21 protein-coding genes are annotated in these 25,560 nt (G+C 42.3%); 17 read left to right on the top strand and 4 right to left on the bottom strand.

Annotated features, from left to right (window positions below):
* Positions 1 to 164 precede the first annotated feature (164 nt).
* From spoIIID to ACYP5M_RS14675, 7 genes are all read left to right on the top strand, one after another.
* A complete protein-coding gene (gene spoIIID / locus ACYP5M_RS14705; RefSeq protein WP_034315767.1) occupies positions 165 to 437 on the top strand; it encodes a sporulation transcriptional regulator SpoIIID in 273 nt (90 codons plus the stop codon).
* A 307-nt stretch (positions 438 to 744) separates the two neighbouring features.
* Positions 745 to 1,746, top strand: coding sequence for a rod shape-determining protein (gene mreB, locus ACYP5M_RS14700; protein ID WP_101223816.1), 1,002 nt, complete (start codon positions 745 to 747; stop codon positions 1,744 to 1,746).
* A gap of 278 nt (positions 1,747 to 2,024) precedes the next feature.
* Complete coding sequence (locus ACYP5M_RS14695; RefSeq protein WP_434168138.1) at positions 2,025 to 2,864, top strand: flagellar hook-basal body protein; 840 nt, start codon at positions 2,025 to 2,027, stop codon at positions 2,862 to 2,864.
* A gap of 53 nt (positions 2,865 to 2,917) precedes the next feature.
* Positions 2,918 to 3,760: a flagellar hook-basal body protein gene (locus tag ACYP5M_RS14690; RefSeq protein ID WP_434168137.1), complete on the top strand. Its 843-nt coding sequence runs from the start codon at positions 2,918 to 2,920 to the stop codon at positions 3,758 to 3,760.
* A gap of 163 nt (positions 3,761 to 3,923) precedes the next feature.
* Positions 3,924 to 4,178 carry a DNA-directed RNA polymerase subunit beta gene (locus ACYP5M_RS14685; RefSeq protein WP_101223813.1) on the top strand — a complete coding sequence of 85 codons (255 nt, stop codon included), beginning with the start codon at positions 3,924 to 3,926 and terminating at the stop codon, positions 4,176 to 4,178.
* Positions 4,179 to 4,307: 129 nt separating this feature from the next.
* Entirely contained in the window at positions 4,308 to 4,736 is a 429-nt protein-coding gene (fabZ, locus tag ACYP5M_RS14680; protein ID WP_230176123.1) for a 3-hydroxyacyl-ACP dehydratase FabZ, read from the top strand.
* Between the two features lie 296 nt (positions 4,737 to 5,032).
* The gene (locus ACYP5M_RS14675; protein WP_434168136.1) at positions 5,033 to 5,320 is read left to right on the top strand and encodes a hypothetical protein; all 288 of its coding nucleotides are present in this window, start codon (positions 5,033 to 5,035) and stop codon (positions 5,318 to 5,320) included.
* A gap of 114 nt (positions 5,321 to 5,434) precedes the next feature.
* Here the strand turns inward: ACYP5M_RS14675 and ACYP5M_RS14670 are convergent, their stop codons facing one another.
* The gene (locus ACYP5M_RS14670; RefSeq protein ID WP_101223810.1) at positions 5,435 to 5,869 is read right to left on the bottom strand and encodes a YwpF family protein; all 435 of its coding nucleotides are present in this window, start codon (positions 5,867 to 5,869) and stop codon (positions 5,435 to 5,437) included.
* A 360-nt stretch (positions 5,870 to 6,229) separates the two neighbouring features.
* Here ACYP5M_RS14670 and ssb point away from each other — a divergent pair, with 360 nt between their 5' ends.
* From ssb to ACYP5M_RS14625, 9 genes are all read left to right on the top strand, one after another.
* Positions 6,230 to 6,592: a single-stranded DNA-binding protein gene (ssb, locus tag ACYP5M_RS14665; protein ID WP_101223809.1), complete on the top strand. Its 363-nt coding sequence runs from the start codon at positions 6,230 to 6,232 to the stop codon at positions 6,590 to 6,592.
* A gap of 468 nt (positions 6,593 to 7,060) precedes the next feature.
* Complete coding sequence (locus ACYP5M_RS14660) at positions 7,061 to 8,065, top strand: ABC transporter ATP-binding protein (protein ID WP_157831068.1); 1,005 nt, start codon at positions 7,061 to 7,063, stop codon at positions 8,063 to 8,065.
* Positions 8,046 to 9,014, top strand: coding sequence for an ABC transporter ATP-binding protein (locus tag ACYP5M_RS14655; protein ID WP_402943378.1), 969 nt, complete (start codon positions 8,046 to 8,048; stop codon positions 9,012 to 9,014). The genes ACYP5M_RS14660 and ACYP5M_RS14655 overlap by 20 nt, the downstream gene beginning before the upstream one ends.
* A 42-nt stretch (positions 9,015 to 9,056) precedes the next feature.
* Positions 9,057 to 10,673: an ABC transporter substrate-binding protein gene (locus ACYP5M_RS14650; RefSeq protein WP_101223806.1), complete on the top strand. Its 1,617-nt coding sequence runs from the start codon at positions 9,057 to 9,059 to the stop codon at positions 10,671 to 10,673.
* Between the two features lie 115 nt (positions 10,674 to 10,788).
* Positions 10,789 to 11,793, top strand: coding sequence for an ABC transporter permease (locus tag ACYP5M_RS14645; protein WP_434168134.1), 1,005 nt, complete (start codon positions 10,789 to 10,791; stop codon positions 11,791 to 11,793).
* A gap of 12 nt (positions 11,794 to 11,805) precedes the next feature.
* The gene (locus tag ACYP5M_RS14640) at positions 11,806 to 12,708 is read left to right on the top strand and encodes an ABC transporter permease (protein ID WP_101223804.1); all 903 of its coding nucleotides are present in this window, start codon (positions 11,806 to 11,808) and stop codon (positions 12,706 to 12,708) included.
* A 206-nt stretch (positions 12,709 to 12,914) separates the two neighbouring features.
* A complete protein-coding gene (locus ACYP5M_RS14635) occupies positions 12,915 to 16,652 on the top strand; it encodes a S8 family serine peptidase (protein ID WP_459735193.1) in 3,738 nt (1,245 codons plus the stop codon).
* Between the two features lie 317 nt (positions 16,653 to 16,969).
* Complete coding sequence (locus ACYP5M_RS14630) at positions 16,970 to 17,125, top strand: hypothetical protein (protein WP_434168132.1); 156 nt, start codon at positions 16,970 to 16,972, stop codon at positions 17,123 to 17,125.
* 279 nt (positions 17,126 to 17,404) lie between these two features.
* Positions 17,405 to 17,821 (top strand): hypothetical protein, encoded by a 417-nt coding sequence (locus ACYP5M_RS14625; RefSeq protein ID WP_402943391.1) that lies wholly within the window; start codon positions 17,405 to 17,407, stop codon positions 17,819 to 17,821.
* 133 nt (positions 17,822 to 17,954) lie between these two features.
* Here the strand turns inward: ACYP5M_RS14625 and ACYP5M_RS14620 are convergent, their stop codons facing one another.
* Entirely contained in the window at positions 17,955 to 19,400 is a 1,446-nt protein-coding gene (locus ACYP5M_RS14620; RefSeq protein ID WP_434168131.1) for an aminotransferase-like domain-containing protein, read from the bottom strand.
* Between the two features lie 124 nt (positions 19,401 to 19,524).
* On the opposite strand from ACYP5M_RS14620, the gene ACYP5M_RS14615 reads away from it, so the two are divergent.
* The gene (locus ACYP5M_RS14615; protein WP_459735192.1) at positions 19,525 to 20,133 is read left to right on the top strand and encodes a LysE/ArgO family amino acid transporter; all 609 of its coding nucleotides are present in this window, start codon (positions 19,525 to 19,527) and stop codon (positions 20,131 to 20,133) included.
* A 158-nt stretch (positions 20,134 to 20,291) separates the two neighbouring features.
* Here the strand turns inward: ACYP5M_RS14615 and ACYP5M_RS14610 are convergent, their stop codons facing one another.
* Both ACYP5M_RS14610 and ACYP5M_RS14605 read right to left on the bottom strand, forming a co-directional pair.
* Positions 20,292 to 23,264 carry a DEAD/DEAH box helicase gene (locus ACYP5M_RS14610; protein ID WP_452444696.1) on the bottom strand — a complete coding sequence of 991 codons (2,973 nt, stop codon included), beginning with the start codon at positions 23,262 to 23,264 and terminating at the stop codon, positions 20,292 to 20,294.
* Positions 23,257 to 24,882, bottom strand: coding sequence for a hypothetical protein (locus tag ACYP5M_RS14605; RefSeq protein ID WP_459735191.1), 1,626 nt, complete (start codon positions 24,880 to 24,882; stop codon positions 23,257 to 23,259). Before ACYP5M_RS14605 ends, ACYP5M_RS14610 begins: the two co-directional genes overlap by 8 nt.
* Positions 24,883 to 25,560 lie beyond the last annotated feature (678 nt).

The raw sequence follows: 25,560 nt of genomic DNA, 5'->3' as shown, positions 1-25,560 counted from the left end.
TAAACCATGCAAAGAGAGTGTTTGAGGTGAGGAATCGTTTATTACAAATTATCTAATAGGTGAATAATTCTATCTTTCATTGTTTATAGGGCAGCGGTATTCGATTCGAAAAATACGAATCTCATTTCACACTTCTCACATCCAATTTGGGGAGGTCGAGTGGTGTGCACGATTACATCAAAGAAAGAACTATCAAGATAGGAAAGTATATCGTGGAAACTAGAAAAACAGTCCGCGTCATTGCAAAAGAGTTCGGGGTCTCTAAAAGCACAGTGCATAAAGACTTAACTGAGAGGCTGCCAGAAATTAATCCTGATTTGGCTAACGAAGTGAAGGATATATTGGATTATCATAAATCCATTCGTCACCTTAGAGGCGGAGAAGCGACAAAATTAAAATATAAACGTTCTGAAAGAGAAGAAGAAATCGTTAAATGATACTTGAATCATTCCGGCAATTGGAAGTGAATCGGGCAATCGGGTAATGAATGAGGGGACATGAAAGTGAGTGTCAGCTCTTTTCTCAACCTTGTTGCGGTTCCGTGCCGGGATTTTTTTATGGGTAAATAAGGAAATGTAGTACATAAGGCACCGGATTTTTTTACATATTGGCAAATTAGGAAATAATAGTCTATATTAGTGTTTATTTATAATTCATACTTACTTGTGTCAATGCAATATGGTAAAATAAACAATTAGGACAGAAGTAGGTTATATGTGAGGATATTCAAGGAGGATTTAAGAAATGTTTGCTAGAGATATTGGGATAGACCTTGGAACAGCCAATGTTCTTATACATGTCAAAGGTAAAGGAATTGTGTTAAATGAGCCTTCGGTAGTTGCGATTGATAAGAATACGAACCGTGTTCTTGCCGTCGGTGAGGAAGCTCGTAAAATGGTAGGCCGTACTCCAGGAAACATCATCGCAATCCGACCTTTAAAAGACGGTGTCATTGCGGATTTTGATGTAACAGAATCGATGCTTAAGCATTTTATCAATACATTGAATGTGAAAGGCTTCCTTTCAAAGCCTAGAATTTTAATCTGCTGCCCGACCAACATAACAAGTGTCGAACAAAAGGCGATTAAAGAGGCTGCCGAAAAAAGCGGTGGAAAGAAAGTATTCCTTGAAGAAGAACCAAAAGTGGCTGCAATCGGTGCCGGCATGGATATTTTTCAACCAAGCGGCAATATGGTCGTGGACATTGGCGGAGGTACAACGGATATTGCCGTTCTTTCAATGGGGGATATCGTTACATCTTCTTCTATCAAAATGGCCGGTGACAAATTCGATAATGAAATTTTAAATTATGTCAAACGGAAGTATAAGCTCCTCATTGGTGAACGTACAGCGGAAAACATTAAAATCCAGGTTGCGACCGTCTTCCCTGGATCTCGTAATGAAGTCATCGATATCCGTGGGCGCGATATGGTATCGGGATTGCCTAGAACCATTTCGGTCAATTCAGAAGAAATTGAGGAGGCTCTCCGCGAGCAGGTTTCCATCATTGTACAAGCTGCAAAAAGCGTACTTGAGCGGACGCCGCCAGAACTTTCTGCTGATATCATCGACCGCGGCGTCATTTTAACAGGCGGGGGAGCATTGCTTCACGGGATTGATTTACTTCTTGCCGAAGAGCTTAAGGTCCCAGTACTCGTTGCCGAGCAGCCAATGGATTGTGTAGCAATCGGAACCGGTATCATGCTTGATAATATGGATAAATTGCCACGGCACAAGTTCAACTAAAAAGCGGATGGAAATCCGCATCATAAGATAGGGGTCTAAGGTTCAGACAAACGTGAGGCATAGTGAAAGTCGTGCAGTTCTAGTACTGATGAGCAATAGGCCCTCTTCTTTTAGTCGAAAATTTAACACCATTCCTTTAAATTTGACCTTGCCTACGATATAGACAAATTCTTCTGCCTAATGCTTTTCCCTTTCCTTAACATACTGATGTTCATGTCCGATAAGATAGATATGAGAAATCGAACGGAATAAGTTATGTAGATTGAGGAGTGAAGAAGATGTTAAGAGGTTTTTATACGGCTGCTTCCGGGATGCTTACACAGCAAAGGCGCACAGAATTGCTCACAAACAATATGTCCAATGCGAATACAACAGGGTATAAAGCGGATCAAATGAGCGTAAGGTCTTTTCCGGAAATGCTCATAAGCAACATAGGTGGTAAAACGGTTCCTACGGAGAACAAATTGAACATGACTAACTTATCCCAGGTTGGAGGGCTCAGTACGGGTGTTTACGTACAGGAGGCGAATCCTTTATTTACCCAGGGTACATTGGAGGAAACTCAGCTTAATACGGATATTTCCTTAGTTGATGACAATCTGCCGATCAATGTAGAAACGGGTCGGCAAGGATCGGTGTTTTTTACTGTCCAGGATGGGGATGGTGCTATCCGTTATACGCGTAACGGCAGTTTCACCCTGGATGGGCAAGGTTATCTGACCACGCCTTCGGGTCATTATGTATTGAACGAAAATAATGAAAAGATCAAGCTTGATAGCGATCAGTTCACAGTAGCGGAAAACGGTGTTATTTTAGAAGGAAATGTTCAAACCGCACGTATGGGCATCGGTTATTCGAATGCTCCGTCATTAGAGCTCATGAAGGATGGGGAAGGCCTATATAAGGCTGTGAATGATGGGGATTTACCTAGCGCATACGTGGCTGCAGATGTCGGTTTTTCTACTAAGCAAGGCTTTCTTGAAGGCTCCAATGTTGACCAATCGAGAACGATGACAGAAATGATGTCGGCATACCGCTCTTTTGAAGCGAATCAGAAGGTTCTTCAAGCCTATGATAAAAGTTTGGATAAAGCAGTCAATGAGGTTGGCAGGCTTTAATTGAACAGTAGAAAAAATGATTTTGGAAATTTGAACATGTAAGGGGAAAAACCATGAATCGGACGATGATGACGGCGACGAATACGCTGAGCCAACTTCAAAGTAAAATCGATCATATAAGTAATAATATCGCGAATGTGGACACGACTGCCTACAAAAAGACCCAAACGAGCTTCAATGACTTATTGACACAGAGTTTCAATAATCAACCGAGTGAGACCAAGGAAAAAGGAAGGTTGACCACACCGGGCATCCGGCAGGGAACAGGTGCCAAGATAAGCCAATCTCAATTGGTGCTTTCACAGGGACCCTTAAAGACGACGGATCGCAACCTTGATGCTGCATTCACCCGTGAGGACCAATTCTTCACAGTAAGCGTTCAGGGTGAAAATGGGGTCAATACAAGGCTAACAAGGGATGGTGCCTTTTATTTATCTCCTAATGGTAACGACCAAATGTTGCTCGTTACCTCTGCAGGACATAAAGTCCTTGATGAAAATGGTGAACCGATCCTCATTGAGGGAAATATTAAAGACATTAAGATTTCGGAAACTGGTTTATTGATAGTGGATACAGAAGAATATGGAAAACGTAGTTTTGGTCTCGGGATCGTCTCGGTAAAAAACCCCCAATTTCTTGACCGCTTAGGCGGAAATTTACTTGGTATGCCCGAAAACTTCAATGCCTTGGGTGTTACTGAAGACGATATCATGACTGCGCTAACAGGGGATTCCCGTAACCAGGCAGCAGTTCAACAAGGCACTCTGGAGTCCTCGAATGTCGATCTTTCCAAAGAAATGACGGATCTAATCAATGTTCAGCGGTCTTACCAATTTCAATCCCGAGCGGTAACGATGGCTGATCAAATGAGCGGATTAGTCAATGGAATACGTTAAGGTATCTGGTAAATAAAATGTCTCCCTGCGGAATTAGAGCAAATCGGTTATAATGAATTCATAACAAAGGAAATCATCGTGCCGATCATTTTGCATAGCTGCTGAATTTCTGATAGTGAAAATCAGTCGGCGAGTTTTCTTAAAAGGAGCTTTCACATTCTATATGGAACAAAATCGTGTAATGAGACAACAAATTGAAGAAGAGATAAAGGAAGTTGAGGCGAAACCGAATCGAAGAGTCAAGGTCCGTCTTTTACCGATTTGGCTTCGTTTACTCATTGTTATCGGATTGATTTTCATTGCTGTATTATCCGGGGCACTATTAGGATACAGTGTGATTGGTGGAGGACATGCAATGGATGTTTTCCAAAAATCCACATGGACCCATATTATTGATATAGTGAACAAGGGCGCGTAGTTCCATGTTTTTTTTGAAGTAGTTGCTGTCGTTATCGGATTTATATTACATGGCAACTACGCCTCTGTCTTCATGACAGGGGCGAGTTTACGTTATGTTTGAAATATTTAAGTCATAGGAGGAACAAGTATGCTTGACATCACACAAATAAAGGAAATTATTCCGCATCGTTACCCATTCTTATTAGTCGACCGTATCATTGAAATAGATGAAGGGAAAAGAGCGGTAGGATTGAAGAATGTCACAGCAAATGAAGAATTCTTTAATGGCCATTTCCCCGATTATCCAGTTATGCCTGGAGTTTTGATTGTAGAGGCATTAGCGCAAGTTGGCGCTGTAGCCGTTTTAAAACAGGAAGAATACAAAGGGCGGCTTGCATTTTTCGCTGGGATAGATAATTGCCGCTTTAAAAAGCAAGTAAAACCAGGTGATCAGCTGCGTCTGGAAGTGGAAATAGTGCGTATGAGAGGTTCAATGGGTAAAGGGAAAGCAGTGGCAACGGTAGATGGAGAAACAGCATGTGAAGCCGATATCATGTTTGCTTTTGGTGACAAATAGGATTCATTTTACGCGAAAGGGAAATGGGGTATTTTAACTATATATTTCAAATTTCAAAAATGGTTTAAGGAATCGTGAAGCGGTGTATATAAATAGCGCCGCATGCTTTTTTAAAGCAAGCGCGGTTTTAAGAACTATCTATCTCCCTTTGAATGCCGGACATTTTTATGTCCGGCATTTTTTAATGATTAAATTCAAATTAGAGGATTTTCTTTTTAAATTTAAAATAGGACGCAAGTTATTTTCACATTCGGGCAAAATAACTAATGATAAAGAAAGAAGGGAGGTTGCCAAAAATGATGAAGAAAATTTTTGCACTAATTGGGGGATCTTTATTATCTATTATGTTCCTTGCTGGATGTGGAACGGATAATGATGACAACAACAATCCCGCTCCAGAAGAAGATAACAACATCATTGAAGATGATAACAACAACGATAACGATGATGGCATGCTTGATAACGACAACAATAACGATGATGACATCCTTGAAAACGACGATAATAACAACGATAATAACGTCGATAATGATGCCGATGACTTGATTGAAGACGCTGAGAAAAAAGGCGACAACAATAAGTAATTAGCACGGAATGGCAAAGACTGGCTTAGGTAAGAAGAGGATTAATATCCTTCTTCAGCTAAGTCAGTCTTTTTATATGCATTCGTTTAGGGGATGGGAATTAAAGGAAGGTTTTTATTTATTGGTTGCTAATTTAGGCTTTGAGCGGATTTTTTGCTTGAACTCATTTATTAATTCATCGCCGACGAGACCTTTTTGAACCAAATCTTCAAGAAGAAGTTCTGCATATTTGCTCCGTGTTTTTTGGATGTGACCAACGAATAGAAGGCTATAATGGCTGCCGACTTTTCTTATTGTGCGTAGTACAGTGTGAAACAAAGCCGGTTCATTATCCTTGTTGGTAATGACGGCCTGGATATACACCTCTCCGTTTATATCGGGAAGTGAAGGTTCAAGCTCTTTGAAATGATTTTCATCTACAAAGGCTTCCAGTAACCACGATCTAGCGTCGTTTTCTTTATTTATAATCAATCCATCTGTTAATACAATATCAATCAAGTTAAAATTTTCAGTTACAATTTGCAACGAGATCAATTTAAATGATTTCATCTAATTCCTCCGTTTCTTGCAAGAAAGAGCTGTAATTACCTCTCTTAAACGTAAATTTTGAAATAGTACATATCGATAAATCCTTTTAAAGGTAATTATATCATACTAAAAAAAAGTTCCTTAATGAAATGAATACCCAACATTTGTCTAAATTATGAAGGATAGAATAAAAATTTGCAAAATATTTAATTTTGTTAACTATTCGTTTTTCACCTAATTTTAATCAATAAAAAATGGTTTTGCATCATTTCAAACGGTTTTTTATGAAGAAAAATGGTGTATTAAGGCTATTTCCTTCATTTTTTAATCGATGGAAGAAAGAGTATGATAAAAGCATATTAAAGAGGAAGGAGTGAAAAAATGATTAACCAAGTTACCCTCGTCGGCAGGCTTACGAAGGATCCCGAATTAAGACACACACCTGATGGCAAGGCTGTTTCCAATATCACTTTAGCAGTCAACCGGAACTTTCGTAATACTGTCGGTAACTATGAGGCAGACTTTGTACAGTGTATCATATGGAAAAAGTCTGCTGAAAATACTGCTCAATATTGTAAAAAAGGTGCCATAATCGGCATAACTGGCAGAATACAAACAAGGAGATATGAAAATCAGGAGGGTAAATATGTATATGTAACTGAAGTGGTCGCCGAGAGGGTTCAATTCATTGGGTCTAAACAAAATGATGTTAAGCCCAAGGAATTTGAACATATTGGTTTATAGTTTTGGGCATGACGACAGGACAGAAGCAAGATTGTTATGCCGTAGTGGAAAAAACATTAGTGAGATATATATTCCTTCAATAATAGGAACGATCAATTTTATGCTTAAAATATAGGGAACAAAAAAAGTATTTATATGACCATAATGAAAAATAACTGTACAGAATTTCAACACTATTTATAAAATTCATTTTCATCAATTCATTCCCCCTAAGCTAATATAGCCTCTTCCTCGGCTGGAAACCCCGATTTACCCTCAATAAAATCGATTTATCTGTTTCCCCTCTTGTAATGACTGTAAATTTGCAGTCATTTTTTTTGTGCCAAAAAGTGCGTAAATAGGAAAATATAAAAAAATAATTCTGTTAAATTAGAATTTTTAGAAAATATATTGTAATATTTTAATTTTGATGCAATAATAAACCCAATAATATAATTGGAAAAAAAGTTATATATAGGAAGTGATTTGATGGACGAACCAATTATTAAGGTGAATGGGCTGCAAACCAGTTTTCGTACGGACGATGGGGTGATCCCTGTCGTGAATTCAATCGATTTTCATGTCAATCCTGGTGAGGTTTTAGGGATAGTGGGAGAATCGGGGTGCGGAAAAAGCGTTACTTCTCTGTCCATCATGGGTCTCGTTTCTTCACCGGCTGGTAAGGTGGAGGGAGAAATCCTTTTTAAAGGAGAGAACATCGCAAATGCCTCTGAAGCGAAAATGAGAAAAATTCGCGGGAATGATATAGCGATGATATTTCAGGAACCGATGACAAGCTTGAATCCCGTGTTCACTATTGGCGAGCAGTTGGTTGAGACGCTTCGGATACATAAAAAATGGAACAAAAAACAGGCCCGCCAAAGAGCGGTGGAAATGTTGAAGCTGGTTGGGCTTGGCCGTGCCGAGGAATTGCTCGATGAATATCCTCATCAGCTTTCAGGCGGAATGAGACAAAGGGTCATGATAGCAATGGCCATGATCTGTGAGCCGAAACTCCTAATAGCCGATGAACCGACAACGGCTTTGGATGTGACGATCCAGGCACAAATTCTAGAATTAATGAAGAATTTAAATAAAGAAACAGACACGGCAATCATGATGATTACCCATGATCTTGGGGTAGTTGCGCAAATGTGTGAACGTGTCATTGTCATGTATGCCGGCAAGGTAATAGAGGAAGGAAATGTGCAAACGATTTTCCAAAATCCTAAGCACCCTTATACGGTCGGTTTACTACAATCGATTCCGGATATGCGAATAAAGAAAGAGCGCCTTTACTCAATACCTGGTAATGTGCCAAAACCTGGGACAAGTAACCTCGGGTGCCAGTTTGCCCCTCGATGCTCACATGCCATGGAGCAATGTATAAATGAGACCCCGTCTCTATTGAAATTCGATGAGGGTCAGCATGTTCGCTGCTGGCTGTATGAAGATGGGAAAGGAGCTGCCTTGCATGAGTCAAACATTGGTTAAGGTAGAAAACCTAAAGAAGCATTTTCCGATTAAAGGAGGGGTTCTGGGAAAGACCATTGGAGAGGTCAAGGCAGTTGATGGTTTGTCTTTTTCCATATATAAAGGGGAAACTTTAGGCCTTGTCGGTGAAAGCGGTTGCGGAAAGTCGACGACGGGAAGATTATTGCTTCGATTGCTTGAGCCAAGTGAGGGTAATGTTTATTTTGAAGGAAAGGACCTGACGGCTTTATCTGCCGGTGAAATGAGAAAGATGCGCCGTGAAATGCAGATGGTCTTTCAGGACCCATTCGCTTCTCTCAATCCCAGGCATACAATTGAAAAAATATTGGAAGAACCGCTCATCGTTCATGGGGTTAAAGATAAAAAGGCACGAAAATCCCGTGTACAGGAACTTCTTAGGGTTGTTGGCTTAAGCAGTTACCATGCTAAAAGGTATCCTCATCAATTCAGCGGGGGCCAGCGGCAGCGTATTGGCATCGCGAGGGCACTTGCAGTCAACCCTAAACTGATCATTGCAGATGAGCCGGTATCTGCACTGGATGTGTCGATTCAGGCCCAGGTCTTGAATCTGTTGCAGGATTTGCAGGAAGATTTTGATTTGACCTACTTGTTCATTGCCCATGATCTTGGGGTGGTAAGGCATATCTCCGACCGTGTCGGCGTCATGTATCTTGGACATATAGTTGAATTGACGGAAAGTGAAGGACTTTATGAAGATCCGCTTCACCCATATACGCAGGCTTTATTATCAGCGGTGCCGATCCCGGATGTGGAATACAAGGGGGATAGGGTAATCCTGCAGGGAGATGTTCCAAGCCCATCAAACCCGCCCGGCGGCTGTCCATTCCATACGAGATGTCCGAAGGCGATGGAAGAATGCAAAACGGACAAGCCAATTCTGAATGAACATAAACCTGGTCACTACGTTGCTTGTCATTTATACAATTGACACGACGTATACATAAATTCGCAAATAATAAGGGGGAAGAATATGAAGAAAACATGGGCATTATTGCTGACTGGTATCCTTGCTCTTTCACTAGCGCTTGCGGGATGCTCCTCGTCTACATCAAAAGAGAAAGATGATGGTAAAGGGGGATCGAGTGAAGCGAAGGGCGGCGTATTGATATACGGTAAAGGCGGAGACGCTGTCGGTCTTGACCCAGCCATCGTAACCGATGGTGAATCATTCATCGTCACACAGCAGATCTTTGAAACGCTTGTGAAATATGGGGAAGATGATACGGAAATCAATCCGGGTCTTGCAGAATCATGGGAAGTGTCCGATGACGCAAAAACATACACATTCAAATTGAAAACCGGAATCAAGTTCCATGATGGTACGGATTTCAATGCAGATGCTGTCGTAAAAAACTTTCAACGTTGGGCACAAAGTAAGGATGAGGGTAAATTTGCGTACTATGCCTCCATGTTCGGAGGATTTGAAGGTGATGAAGGCCATGTTATCAAAGAAGTAAAAGCGATCGATGCCAGCACGGTGGAATTCACTTTGAACCGTCCGCAGGCGCCGTTCCTGAAAAACCTTGCCATGCCTACATTTGCAATAGCCAGTCCGGCTGGAATTGAAAAAGAGGGTGACGATTTCACTAAAAATCCATCTGGTACAGGTCCTTTCAAATTCAAATCATGGAAACCTGGCGATACGATTGAAGTGGTGAAAAACGATGACTATTGGCAAGATGGACTGCCAAAACTTGATGGTATCACGTTTAAGGTCATTAAAGATAACTCTGCGCGTTTAAATGCTGCAATCAAAGGTGAAATCGACCTGATGGACGGGTTGAACCCAAGTGATATCAGTAAAGTTACAGGAGATGAAAACCTGCAAATATTCGAACGTGCATCCATGAATGTCGGGTACTTTGCTTTCAATGTTGAGAAGGCACCATTCGACAAGAAAGAAGTGCGTCAAGCCATCTCGCATTTGATCAATAAAAAGGAAATCATTGATAATTTTTATGAAGGCACAGCAGAGCCTGCCAAGAATCCTATGCCGCCATCCGTTTCTGGCTACAATGACAAAGTCGAAGACTATGATTACGATGTAGAAAAAGCGAAGGAACTGCTGAAAAAAGCTGGACTTGAAGACGGATTTAAAATGGACCTATGGGCAATGCCGGTACCGCGCCCATATATGCCAGATGGTCAAAAAGTGGCTGAAGCCATTCAAGCAAGCCTAAAACAAGTCGGCATCGAAGCGAATATCGTTTCATACGAATGGGCTGCATATTTAGAGAAAGTGCAGGCCGGTGAAGCCCAATCCTTCATGATGGGCTGGACAGGCGATAATGGGGATGCGGATAACTTCCTTTATACATTATTGGATAAAGATAATATCGGCTCCAACAACTATGCCCGTTACGCTAACGAAGAAGTCCATAAACTGCTGATCGAAGCTCAGTCCACGGCAGATGAAGCCAAGCGTAATGAGTTGTATGGAAAAGCCCAGGAAATCATTCATGATGAAGCTCCATGGGTTCCGCTTGTACATTCTTTACCGCAGTTAGCCGGATCTAAGACGGTCAAAGGGTTTGTTCCACACCCAACTGGTTCACAATCCCTTGTTAATGTTTCTCTAGAAAATTAACCGTACGAACCGGGTAGTATGGAGTCTTGCATGCTTCCCGGTTTTGTTATGGAATGCATTTCAAAATGATCGAGGGCGCTTTTAAGGCCCCTTATTTAAAAGGCGGGTGATTGTTTTGTTTTCCTATACCGTACGACGTTTAGGATCTCTCATTCCAGTGTTACTAGGAATGGCGTTTATTGTATTCATGATGATCCGGGCTATTCCAGGAAATCCAGCACAGGTAATTTTAGGGCAGCAAGCAACGGAAGAGGCAGTCGCTGCAATGACAAAGGAACTTGGTCTGGATAAACCTTGGTTCATTCAATTTTGGGATTACTTATCAGGCCTGTTAAAGGGAGACCTGGGTGTTTCCTTAAAAACGAATAGTCCGGTTTCCGAAGAAATTGGGCCATACCTCATGGCTACGATAGAACTGGCCTTGATCGCCATGATCATCGCCGTGGTCATAGGCGTTAATGCAGGGATTATATCAGCTTGGTTCCAAAACTCATGGTTTGATTATGTCGCCATGGTGATTGCGTTGATTGGTTTGTCCATGCCTATTTTCTGGCTGGGATTAATGGAACAATATATCATTTCAATTCAATGGGATTTACTTCCGACGACAGGGCGGGACAATATCAGGGATCCCGTTGATGCCATAACCGGACTGTATTTGATAGATACACTCATGGCGGGCAGGGTGGATCAGTTTTTCGAAGTGATAAAACATCTCATCTTGCCGGGAATTGCGCTGGCGACCATTCCGATGGCCATTATTGCAAGGATGACACGTTCTTCCATGCTGGAAGTTATGAGATCGGATTTCATTCGTACGGCTCGTGCTAAAGGAATGAGAATGTTTTGGGTTGTTTACAAGCATTCCTTTAAGAATGCCCTGATTCCAGTGGTGACGGTTATCGGACTGCAAACAGGATTACTTTTAGGCGGCGCCATATTGACGGAAAACATTTTTGGGTGGCCAGGTATCGGTACATATATTTATGATGCAATCCTATCTCGGGATTATCCGGTGATACAGTCCGGAATTCTCGTCATCGCCTTTTTGTTTGTCATGATCAATCTAGTTGTGGACTTGTTGTATGCAGCGATCGATCCTAGGATTAAGTATAAATAGGGAGGGAAACTCATGCCTGAAATAGCAACGAATACTTCGCCAATCCTTCCTCCAAAAGAGGCAGAGGAAAAAGTCATCTCTCCCTGGAAGGAAGGCTGGAAAAGTTTTAAGAAAAATAAGGTAGCCCTTGTGGGTCTGGGGATTGTTTCATTTTTCATCCTAATCGCCATCTTCGCACCCGTTATAGCACCTTATTCATTTGAGGGGCAAAAGCTAAGTGATAAACATTTGGCCCCGTCTGCGGAGCATTGGTTCGGAACGGATGAATTTGGCCGGGATATTTTGAGCAGGGTCATTTATGGCTCGCGCATATCAATAGGGGTCGGCTTTTTATCTGTTGCCGGATCTGTTGTGGTCGGGTCTTTTTTAGGAATCATTGCCGGTTATTACGGCAGGTGGATAGATACGATCATATCGAGGATCTTTGATATTATTCTGGCCTTTCCAAGTATCTTGCTTGCCATTGCTGTCGTTGCCGTTTTGGGGCCCTCCCTTCGCAACGCACTTATCGCCATAGCCATCGTCAATGTCCCGATATTCGGCCGGCTTTTACGTTCACGGGTCTTAACGGTGAAAGAAGAGGAATATGTAACGGCTGCAAAGGCAATTGGAATGGGGGATGGCCGCATTCTCCTTCACCACGTCCTTCCGAATAGCCTTGCACCGATTATCGTTCAAGGTACGTTAGCGATTGCAACTGCCATAATTGAGTGTGCAGCACTCGGCTTTCTCGGTCTTGGTGCACAGCCGCCAGCACCAGAGTGGGGGAAAATGCTCGCCGATTCCAGGGCGTTCATCATTCAAGCACCATGGACGGTTCTTTTCCCTGGGCTTGCAATCATGCTTACGGTACTCGGCTTTAACCTAATGGGGGATGGGCTGCGCGATGCTTTGGATCCAAGAATGAAAAACTAGAAGTTAAAGGGTGATGTTAGATTAACATCACCATCTTTTTGTCGTTTATCTGTAAATCTATCAAAATATGAAAAATAATAACAAAATCCTAGTTCGGAATAGGAAAATAGTGACTATTATCTCTTAAAATCACCCCAAAAGTTGTGATACTTTTATACTCAGTAAGAATATTCCAAAAATTGCTTATTTTAGAGGAGGAAAGTTCATTGATTAAACGTAGCTTGTCCATTCTAGCAATCTTTCTATTAGTATTTACTGCAAGCGTTTCCGCAGCCAAGCTCCCAGACCCCCCGGCAGGTTCGGGCGGTGCAGGTAAGAAGAATCAGGAAAGTATTATAAAGCTGAAGAAAAATGATTTGGATAAGAAATACAAAAGCAATGAGAAGGTCAGGGTCATCGTAGAGATGAAGGAAGCCCCGGCAATAGAAACAGCTTCGAAGGAAGGGAAACTTTTTAAACAGTTATCGAAAAATAAGAAACAACAATTAAAGTCCGAAAAGCTAGCTAATCAGAAGAAATTGAAAAAAAAGGTGAAAGAGAAAAAAATAGCTTTCAAGGAGCTTGAAAGTTTTACGACAGTCGTCAATGGGTTCAGCGGTGAACTTCAGTATGGTGAAATCAAAAAGGTGGAAGCCATGCCGGAAGTTGCTGAAGTACATATTGCGAATGAATATGAACGTCCTGTAGAAAAACCCGAAATGCTTTATAGTAAAGAACTAGTCCAAGCCCAGGAAGCTTGGCGGGAATATGGATATAAAGGGGAAGGGATGGTCGTCGGGATTATCGATACTGGAATCGACCCATCTCACCGTGATATGGTCCTGAATAATGATAATAAGGCAGAACTGACTGAAAATGAAATTAGCGGAATGAAGGAATCTAACCATCTATTAGGCAATTATTATACGGCGAAGGTTCCTTATGGATACAATTACATGGATGAAAATGAAGAAATCCTTGATCTTGGTGAAGGGGCGTCAATGCATGGAATGCATGTAGCAGGTACAGCCGGTGCCAATGGAGATGAAGAGAATGGCGGCATTAAAGGGGTTGCTCCTGAAGCCCAGCTGCTTGCTTTAAAGGTCTTCGGGAATGATCCCGACATGCAGACAACATGGGGCGATATATATATCAAGGCAATTGACGATGCCATCATCCTTGGGGCGGATGTGTTGAATATGAGCCTTGGCTCCACTGCAGGTTTTGTATCTGCAGAAGATCCGGAGCAGCAGGCGGTATCCAGGGCTGTTGATAATGGGATCCTCATGTCGATTTCAGCAGGAAACTCAGCACATTTTGGAAATGGATTTGCAAACCCATCAGCGTCGAACCCGGATATTGGCGTTTCAGGTTCACCTGGACTTGCATACGATTCTGTACAAGTGGCGTCGGTAGAGAATAACTATATGGATTTGGATGCAGCGACTTATGATATAAATGGACAAGTAGGGAAAGCCCCGTTCATGTCGGCTTCAAGCGTACATCCCAATACTTTAAAGGAAAAAACACATGACTTGGTGGCTGCAGGTCTTGGGACGCCAGAGGAGCTTTCCAAAGTGGATGTTAAAGGCAAGTTCGCCCTCATCGAACGCGGCACGCTTTCTTTTATAGAAAAGGCGCAAAATGCCCAGGCAGCAGGTGCGACAGGAGTCATTATTTACAATAATGCTGACGGATATATTTCCATGGCCACAGATCCAAGCATCACCATTCCCCAGCTGTTCATGTTGAAATCGGATGGTGCAAAGCTGAAAGCGGCCTTAACGGATGGAGAAAAGGTGAAGATTACCTTTAATGGTGATAAAACAAAAGCTGTAAATCCAGAAGCAGGGAAAATGAGCTCATTCAGTTCATGGGGAGTCGCACCAAACCTGGATTTTAAACCGGAAATCACTGCTCCGGGAGGACAAATTTATTCGACGCTGAACAACGATGAATATGGAATGATGAGTGGTACTTCGATGGCGGCACCACATGTTTCCGGCGGCTCGGCACTTGTTCTTGAAAGAGTGGATAAAGAATTTAAATTAAATGGTTCTGCCCGGGCAAATTTAGCGAAGAACCTGATGATGAATACTTCAAAACCACTAGCGGATCAAGGTGTCGTCAATAAAGCCCTTGACTGGGAAAACCCTTACTCGCCTCGCAGGCAGGGAGCCGGGGTCATGCAGCTGCAATCCGCATTGTCCACACCTGCTGTCGTGACCGAGGCATTCACGAAAGAAGCGAAGGTTGCAATGAAGGAGATTGGCAATAAGTTCGCCTTTACTTTAAAGGTTGAAAACTTCAGCAACAAAGCGGTCAAGTATGATGTAAAAGGTAATATCCAAACAGACTATGCAATCCAGGGACAACTCGGTTATACCGCTAACGAACTGGAAGCACAGGAAATTAAGAACGCTTCGATTAAAATCAATAATAAAAGCACAAATAAGATTACCGTTCCCGCAAAAAAATCGGTTACATTCGAAGTGAAAGTTGACATATCCGATGCAAAAGTACTCGGTGATGACCTTCAGACTCTTGTAGACATTGACGAGGTCTTTCCAAACGGATATTTTGTTGAAGGGTTCATTTCATTGAAGGATCCAGCCGATACGAATCCGGAACTGAATGTACCGTATGTAGGGTTTAAAGGGGAGTGGGACAAAGCCCCTATCCTGGATGGCACTAAATATGATAAAGAGTCCTTCTATGGCATGGCAGGTGGAGTTTCTACAGCAGGTGAGGATTTCACTTATCTTGGCTATGACCCTGCGGGAAAAACATTCAATGGCAAAAATATTGCGATTTCCCCAAATAATGATGGTGCACAGGATGACTTCGTGCCTGTCCTATCATTCTTAAGGAATGCGAAAAAGGTAGAATACAATATATTGAATGGTGAAAACAAATCAATCCGGAAACTTCGCACAGAGAATAATGTGCGCAAGGACTATTATGATGGCGGACAAGGGACCGCGTACACCCTTGATCCGGTCCGTAAATGGGACGGTAAAATCAATAATGCACTCGCTAAGGATGGGGTCTATTATTTTGAAATCAAAGCGATGATAGATTACGAGGGTGCAAAATGGCAGACGTTTAAAATGCCTATCAAAATCGATACGGTAAAGCCGACAGTCAAAATTTCGAAAAAAGGCAATGTATTAACCATCCAAGGCAAGGATAATTTGAATGGTTCAGGACTTGCTTATTACGATGTACAAGTCGATGGAGCATCCATCATGGAAGAGCCGCTCCCGGCGAGTGCGAAGCAATTCACTTTACCTGATGTAAAAGGGGAAAAGGTTCAGGTTGTGGCAATTGACTATGCAGGTAATGAAAAAACGGCTGAAACTGAATTAGCCAGTGATTCAGCTCCAATCGATAATCATGCACCAGCTGTAAAGATCAAGAGTCCTGAAGCCTTGAGCGTGAACAATAAAAATAAAATCAAAATAACAGGGGAAATTGAAGAAGCGTCGGAAATAAAGGAGTTTAAAATCGACAATAAAACGGTACCTGCAACGTATAACAAGGCGAATAACAAATATGAATTCTCATATGAAAAGAAATTTGAAGAGGGTGTTCAAAGCTTCACTGTTAAAGCAACAGATAAATGGGATAACACGGTTTCCTTTAAACGGACGATTATGGTCGATGCAACAAAGCCAAGTTTAAATGTGAAGGGTGTACCGAAAACTGTGGGAGCCAAAGGGAAAAATCCAAAAGTGGACGTGACAGTGGAAGATAATTTCGATGAAATCCGCCTTTACCTGAACGGAAGCGAAGTATTCTATCATGAATTCAAGGAACCATACAAAATGCGTGCCTATAAGAAGAAGATAGAGGATTTGGAACTGCCGCTTAAAACAGGCAACAATAAGATTGAGTTTAAGGTGACCGATCTTGCAGGAAATGAAATGAAGAAATCCTTTAACATCAATAAAGCAAAAAAATAACGAAAGGAAGCCCTCTTACCCAGGAGGGCTTCAGTTTGTAGACATACTTGATTTGTACCTACAGTTTTTTTGAGGGTTTGTACAATTCGAACATTGGTTGGGATGTAGGGCACTCGCTTTCAGCGGGCGGTCCGCTCTCGGCGCTCGTTGCGCCTTGGACACGCCATTCCCGCATGAGTCTTGTACACCCGCTCCAATCAACTGGAATGTCTTTCAAAATAATACTGTAGGCAAACTTGCCTTCCTTCGTACAAAAAGGGGGTTCCGAATGGACTACCCCGAACCATGACTATAAAAAGAAGACTTGGTTATCCTTCATGAATTTTTACCTTTTAATATGGAATGAAACCACCATTAAATTGAAGAAATTTGCGACACTCCTGCCGAATACCTGGCTAGCCGAGACCCCCACAGACGCTTGCGTCGAGGAGGCTTGGCAGACAGTCGGCGGCGGAAAGGGAGCGGATTTCTGAAATAAACTGGACGTTTTCAAAGAAAAAACTGCGGGCAAACTCGTTCGAATTTGTCTACAGTATGAGCCCTCTTATCCAAGAGGGCTGTTTTTGCATAATAAGCTTTCCTGAGTATGGATTTGATGAATGAATTCTTTAGTAGATTATGGTGTAGTTCCTTGCGTTTTCACCGTGCTAATATGGAAATCTCTTAGTGAGGAAGTTTTTTCATTATCCGGCAGGTATATCGAATAGGATAAAAGAATTAGGTATAAAGGTCTTATTGGAAGGAGGGTATCTATGAATTATAAGAAGAAATCTAGCAATAAAGTAACTAGTATTGCAATTACAGTGAAATTCGAAAGGAGAGGAAGCGACAGGTCATATCTTACAAAACCGAGTTTCTTTGATGCACTTCAGCACGTCCATTCTCCCTTTGAAAAGGATCTCCGCTCTGATTCACCTTATCAGGATTTTCCTCTATGTCAGGAGGTAACCCTTTCTTTTTTTGAAGAAGGTGCTAAAACATCTATTAATTATGACCCCCACCAAGAAAAAATCATCATTGAAGAAAGTTCAGAGACATATCAGCCGAATAAGGGTGAGGCGCTTACTGCAATCCTCGATCATATCATGATCAATCATGGCTATCACCATTCTTTTTTCATCATCCAGCAAAAAGAGAGGAACGTAAAGATGAAAGCTGCTACGCCATGAAATCCCTAACATTTTTAGGCAGGACGTTGTAAGGTATGAGATTTCCGAATAATTAATACGAAAAGTTACTTTACTCAATAAGGATGGAGCTGCCACGGCAGCTCCATTAATGCCTCTCCAATCCTTCAAGATGTCAAACCAACCGCCGAATGATCTTTGAAAGGGTTTGGATGCCATAAGCTAATTGTTCCTCCGAGGCGTATGAATATGAAAGCCGTATATGTGTATGGTTATTTGGTTCGTATATGTATCCCGGATTAAGAAGTATGTTTTCCTTTAACGCTTGCCTGAAAAGGTTTGAATTCACGATTGGTTTACATAATTTTAACCATATATAAAATCCTCCTTGAGGTATTTGCCATTCAGCCAGTCCCTTAAAATATTGATTGAGAAGAGTTAATATAAAATCTCTGCGTCCTATCAACTCATGCCTTAGCCACTCTAAATGCTTTGAATATTGCCCATTTGCTAACCATTCCGCCACAAGGTGCTGGGAAAGTGCACTTGAACCATAATCCATTTGCATTTTAATGTCCGCTAAACGTTCAATCACAGTTATTGGGCCAGCAATCCATCCGATACGCAATCCTGGGCTTAATGTTTTGGACATGCTGCCAATATGCAATACAAGGCCATCTGCATCAAGGGATTTTAATGGAGGCGGTGGTTCATTATCAAACCACAAATCACTATATACGTCATCTTCAATAATCGGGATCTGTTCCTTTTTGCATAGTGATAGGAGGTTAAGTCTTTCTTCTTTTGACCATGTAGTATTCGTTGGATTGTTAAACGTTGGAACAGTATAAAATAGTGACGCTTTCTTCCTTCCGTTGATGTGCTTTATTTGTGTCGGGATACTTTCCCGGCCTTGTATTGATAAACCTACTAAGTGCATGCCCGCAGATTGAAAAGGGTGAACGGAATTTAAATAGGAAGGGGATTCATGTAAAATCATCGATCCCTTTTGAAGTAAACCGACTGATATCAACTGGAGTGCCTGAAGCCCGCCAGAAACGACCATGAGGGAGCTGGGACTCGCGTTGATCCCTTTTGTTTCTAAATAAGCACTTATACATTGACGAAGTCTCTTATCACCCTTGGGTTCGGAATAGCCTAAAGAGTGGGCATCAAAAGAAGTGGATCGCAACGTCTTTTCGATTTGTTTTGCAGGCAATAGATCTGGAGATAGTTCGCCCGTGCCTAATCTGATGATGGCAGTGTCCGTTTCATACTGATTAATGTCCTGAATCGTTTTTAAATTAGGTTCATAGAGTCCATTCCGGACATAGTTTTTCCAGTCGGGCTGTTTGCTTGAGACGAGCACATTCCATGTATTATTGGAAACGAATGTGCCGGACCCAACCTTAGTTTCCAATAATCCATCAGCAATCAACTCATCAATGGCTGTGATGATGGTACTTCGGTTTACCCCAAATGAGTCGGCCAATGAACGTTGTGATGGAAGCTTGGTACTAACTGGCCATTCCCCTCGTGTAATTTGTTGTTTGATCCAATCCACTATTTGCAGGTGAAGTGATTGGTCGGAAGTACGGTTTGGTCTCCATTCGATAAACATACGAAAACCACTCCTTTCATGTTCTGTATTCAATATAAATTGGTTGGTTTGAAAGCCAACCAATTGGATGGTCAATTCCTTTGTTTTTTTCATTATACTGAATTTGAAAGGAGGGGGTATTCGTATGGGGCCATTTTTTCATGGATTATTATTGGCATTGGGGCTGATACTTCCGTTGGGAGTGCAAAATGTATTCATTTTTAATCAAGGAGCAATCCAACCTACAATAAAAAAAGCATTGCCAGCAACGATAACAGCTGCAATTTGTGATACACTGCTCATTTTGTTAGCTATTTTAGGTGTTTCGTTGGTTGTCATGCAATATGATTGGTTGCGCCTTACATTAATCATAATCGGAGTTATATTTTTATTGTATATGGGTTTTCAGATTTGGTTTGCCAAATCGAACTCACAGTCAGGTGCCCAATCCATGCAGATGTCGACCAAAAAACAAATTGTAATTGCTCTATCCGTATCATTACTGAATCCGCATGCAATCTTGGATACGATAGGTGTAATCGGTTCGAGCTCACTTGTTTATTCAGGAAAAGATAAAATGATTTTCACCGCAACGTGCATCTTTGTGTCATGGTGCTGGTTCCATGGATTATGTCTTGCGGGACGATTGCTGAAAAAGGTTGATACATCTGGTAAATTCCTTGGAATATTAAATAAAATTTCTGCAATCATCATTTGGATCACAGCTCTTTATATGGTTAAATCGATTTTTTGATAAAAGACATGCATTTGAACCTGGCCATACCAGGTATTCAATAAAGTTACAGGACGCTTATGTATAAAAAAGGGGAATGCATATCGAATTGCATTCCCCTTTTTTTCCTTATAAGTTAACAACCTGACCTCATTCTTCTTCAAATCGTGAGAGCGGGTTTATTGAAGAGCAACCAGGTCCTTGATTTCCTCTGTGGAAAGTTCGGTGATCCAGTTGTCACTGCTGATGATCTCGTCGTTCAGGGCTTGCTTTTTATCAAGCATCTGGTCGATTTTTTCTTCCAGGGTCCCTGTGCAGATTAGCTTATGAACGTGAACGAAACGCTGTTGCCCAATTCGGTAAGCACGGTCGGTGGCTTGATTTTCAACAGCTGGGTTCCACCAGCGATCATAGTGAATCACGTGGTTTGCTTCTGTAAGATTAAGCCCAGTGCCGCCTGCTTTCAACGAGAGTATGAAAATAGGGAAATCCCCATCCTGGAATCGCGTAATCATTTCATCACGCTGCTTCTTGTTCGCACTCCCGTTCAGGAATGGCACTTCAAAGCCATATCGTTTTTCCAGCAATTCTTTAATCATATTGCCCATCCCGATATATTGTGTGAAAATGAGACAGCTTTCATCCTGTTCGCGGACAGCATCGATAAGCTCGGTCAGCTTCTCGAGTTTGCCAGATCGGTTAGGTGCCTTCATGATGTTTTCCTTTTCCATTTCTTTTAAGTAAAGAGCTGGATGATTGCAAAGCTGCTTTAGCTTATTCAGCATCTGGAGGATGATGCCTTTTCTTTCAAAGGCAGATAGTTGTTCGATATCAGTGAATGTATCTTTAATCAGTTGCTCATACAACGATGCTTGCTCGGTGGTAAGCGGTACGAATTCCTTTTGTTCTTGCTTATCCGGAAGATTAAGAGCGACTTCTTTATCACGCTTTGTACGGCGAAGCAAAAATGGCTGTATCAAACGCTGCAATTCCTTGATTTTATCCTTCTGATCATCACGCTCGATGGTCGCCACATATTTTTCCTGAAACTGACCTAGCGTTCCGAGATAACCTTTGTTGATGAAGTCGAAAATCGCCCATAGCTCACTTAAACGGTTTTCCATCGGCGTACCCGATAGGGCGATATGATGTCTGCCATTTAGCTTGCGGACCGCTTTGGATTGCTTCGTTTGGGCATTCTTGATGTTTTGTGCTTCATCAAGGATAACGCTGCTCCAATGGATGGAGGTCAGTTCAGCCACATCTTGGTGGGTCAGTCCATATGATGTTAAGACAATATCATGATCGGCTGCCAGTTTAGTAAATGCCTCACCTTTAGCACGATTCGATCCGTAGTGTAGGTGAACTTTAAGTGATGGAGCGAATTTTTCCAATTCTTTTTGCCAGTTGCCAAGTACCGATGTCGGGCAGACGATGAGCGCCGATTGTACAGGGACGGATTCAGGGGCAGTGGTAATGACTTCACCCTCATCACTGCTCTCCGCGCTACTATCCTCTTCGACGATGATCGGTTCACTCTTTTGTTCATCCTTGGGCGCAGTGGGCAGCTCTTTACCGACCCTTTCTTTGCCTTTAACATGAAGTAGGTAGGCAATCATCTGGACGGTTTTTCCAAGTCCCATATCGTCGGCTAGACAAGCACCAAAACCATGCTCCCTTAAAAAAAGGAGCCAGCTCATGCCCAGTTTTTGATAGGGGCGTAAATCACCTTGAAGTGCATTAGGGACGGGCAGGATGGATATGTTTTTGGTTTCCCGGAGCCTTCCCACCATTTTACGGAGCTCCTGGTTCAATTCAAATTGAATCCGGAGCATTTCATCGTTTTCAGAATCGGCATCGCCATCTTCATTCACGCCATTCAACAGTTCCTGCTGCAGCAAGTCAGTCAGTTGGATGCCTTTTTCATTCGCTGTTTCCATCAGCTCCTGAATTTGCTTAATGAAAGCAGGGTCAAGCTTGACCCATTGGCCGCGGATGAAGACAAGCCGCCTTTTTTCATTGACGAGCTCCTCGAACTCCGCCTCAGTGAGCTCCTTGCCATTTAATGAGAACCGCCAATCAAAGTCCATTAAAGCTTTTAACCCGACATAAGAAGGGCCGCGGTTCGATTGGCTCTTCACTTTCGCTTTGACCTTCAATGAGGACTCCTTCAAGGCAAGCCACCACGATGGAAGGAGAATTTCGACGCCAAGAAACAGGAGCTTTTCGCTTGCATCGGTCAAGAACTCCCATGCATCCGTTTCTGAAATCTCCCTTTTCAGACGGCCATTCTCCCCAAGCCAGGGCACGACGAGTTGCCAGCGTTTCGTAGCACGCACCACATCACTTGCATACTTATTCCAGCCGCGCGGAAGTTTTTTTCCTGTATATGTTTCAATGATATTCTCATCCCTTTTGGAACGAAGGGTAACATCGAGCATCCAAGGCCCGTTTCCATCTGGAGGCTCAGTTAAACGGAGACCTATAGTGAATGGTTTTGGATCGGGCAGGGTACCGAGCCATTCCTGCCAGCTGTCCTTGTCAAAAAAGGCCTGCAATTCTTCGGGAGAAAGTCGAGTATCCTTTAATGCCCCGACGGCTTCACTCCATTTATGCTGCATGGGTGAATAGTTTTTTAAATACATATTAGCGGCACCGTTATACCACTTTTCGATAAAAGTACGGTTGGTTTCCAGTTCAGGTGAAGGAAGATCCAAAGATATTTCTTCTTCCCAAAAGGAAGGGACGAATTCCTCTTCCACTTCCTCCGGCAGCTTCCAGCCGATGGAGTCCAATTGAAGATTGGTGAAATCCGGTACGGGGATTCCAGCTTCAATGGATTCATGAAGAACGGGAGCTGCTGACAGGCAAAGGGAGGATATCTCGGACCATTCCCATTCTATGAAGGAGTTGAAGCTTTCCCTCGCAAAAAAATTGAGAAGTCCCCAAGCGTCAAGAATGAATACTTGATTTCCATCCACTATATCCGTAGTCATTTTAGTGCCATAAAAGCTTGCGTCATCCCAGTTGAATAACAGCCTGCGTATATAATTCGTGGTGAGGAAGGTATTTTCTTCATTGACGACACCAAGGGCGTAAGTTCCGTTTTCGAGAGCGGCTATTTTGATTTTTAATTTCCCTGGATTAAACATCGATAAGCTTACCCCTTTTTAGTTCTTCTTGGAAAGCGCGAAGCCGTTTGGTCGAATCTGCTACATAAAGTATATAACGTTCGAATACGTCTTCCTTTTTGCTCTTCTTATAGATGGTGCGCATCCTTTTCAAATAACGGACAGCTTGCTTATAAGCAGGCCGATTTTTCAAAGAAACTTTTTCCTGGACCGCATGATAATAAAGCGGCAGGATTAGTTCCGGTTCTTTTGAGACCACTTCTTTGATGGATTCACTGCTGATTAAGTCAATGCTGATTTCTGAGTAAATATGCATCTCCACCCATTTTTTATATTGTCCTTGTTCAAAAAGGAAGTTTGCATAGTTCCAATAGCTGTGCGGAAGGGTGGCCCTGTAAAATTTCTCAAGCAAATCGGTCCGTTTTAATTTATAACAGCTACTGTTAATTAAAGTCGTAAAGGTCCGGACGAAATCTACCCGTTTATAATAATCGGATAAACCGGCAAGGAACTCCTGGACATTATTATTGATGAATTCAATGAAAGGGATAGCCCGTGCCCGGTTGTCGGATTCAGCCAAGAGATTCAGCCAATAAAAAATGTATGGACAGGCTTCGTTCTTCAATTCAGAAAGAAGCCCAATCGCTTGTTTATCATGGTTCTCCAAAAGGGATAGGTGAATCGCTGCGAGGGAATAGGACGTCCTCTCAGTGGTGCCCATATACTTCTCGGGAAGTTCTTTATTGATTCGTTCCAGTTCCTCTTTACGCCATGAGGAGTTGGAGAATAAGTAGCTCCATATCTCCCGGTAAAGGTCGATCTTTTCGTATTCGAGGCCTTCTCCTCCATCCAGCAGTTTAGCTACATCTTCCTTGATGCTAAAAACGAAGGGATCAAAGGCGAAGGGCCTCGCTTGCCTGCTAAGCGGCTGTACCGTTTCATGAAGCTCCTCTGCAAGGTCGACGGCAAGTGCATAAAAGACCCTGATCGTTTGCGTCTCACTTTTATGCAGCTGAATCATTCTCAGTGTCTGCTGCATCGTGCAAAATTGGGTAACGAAATGATAAAGTAATTTCCATTCCCTTTCCATTGGAGCTTTTGAGCTAAGGCGTTTAAAGTAAGTTTGTATGTGATTTTCAATCATATAAGTAGCCTCGCCTATATGAGGCTCCACATGTTCAGCAAATTCATCATTCACGAATTGCTTCCATGATGGATAGCTTTTATCTAAGATGATGGATTTCCCTGCCGCCTGTTTAAGTAATTCACTTGCCGGTTTCACTTGCTGCAGTGCTTGGGCCGTTGAGGTTTTTTTTGGTGCTTTCCAATCGCTCAGCCATTCGGAAACACTAGCGTGTTCAGAATATGCAGAAAAGAAAACGGCCATTTGATGCCGGCAAATGAACCTTGAATCACATGTACAGCTTCCATCCTGAGGGAAGAGCAGATTCAGCCTGGCCTTAAAGCGTGTCACATCCTGTACCTCAGCTGCAATCGTATCCGCCGCTTCTTCTTTAATATCAACGAGCCCCTGACGGTATAACTGGAGCCCTTGATTCACCACATCCGAATCTTCCGGATCCCCGGCCTCCAAAAATTCCGCCAGCCGCTCCCCAACTAACAACAACTCCCGCTCCATACTCTCCTCCTTCAGGGACAAGCCCTGTATACCAAAATTATATTTTTGTATGATCATGAACCATCAGTTCTTTAACTTATCGTAATCCCGCCTGGGCTTATTTCTTTGGGTGCATAAATTACATCCCAGATCGAATGCCGGACTATGGCCGTTCTCTTTACGTTCTAATCCATTTAATCGAACAAACCATCAATGCTTCTAGCCGTATATTCATAAAAACCCTGTAAAAGTCAATATCGTCAAAAATCCCCTTGAATATAAGCGGTTCGGATATAAACAGGAATAACTGGCAATCACTTTAACATGCCTCAAATCCTTCATCCTCATCACGCTTCACAATACCAAGTGATGAGGCAGGAATCTTTTTTAAAATTGCTTTTTTGAAGCATCTCTTTATTATACTTCATTTTGGCTTGGAATTTAAAATGTAGATTAGAGGTTTTGGTAATGATGAGTGTGAGAAATTATATACTCCTGTTGAATGGCTCAATTTGTAGACAAAAGGGGTTCTATATATAAATTTAATACAAAGTAGATTGGAACAATGTGCGAGACTCCTGCGGGGGAAGAGCGTCAAGTGGAGACCCGCAGGCGCATAGGACCCGAGAACGGACCGCCCGCGGAAAGCGAGTGACTGGAGGCATCGAGTTTGTCTATAATTTGGAGCCATTCCCGGGG

It is taken from the genome of Peribacillus sp. N1 (genome assembly GCF_054600815.1).
The sequence above is the reverse complement of the archived record's forward strand: the minus strand, read 5'-3'. Positions and strand labels throughout refer to the sequence as shown.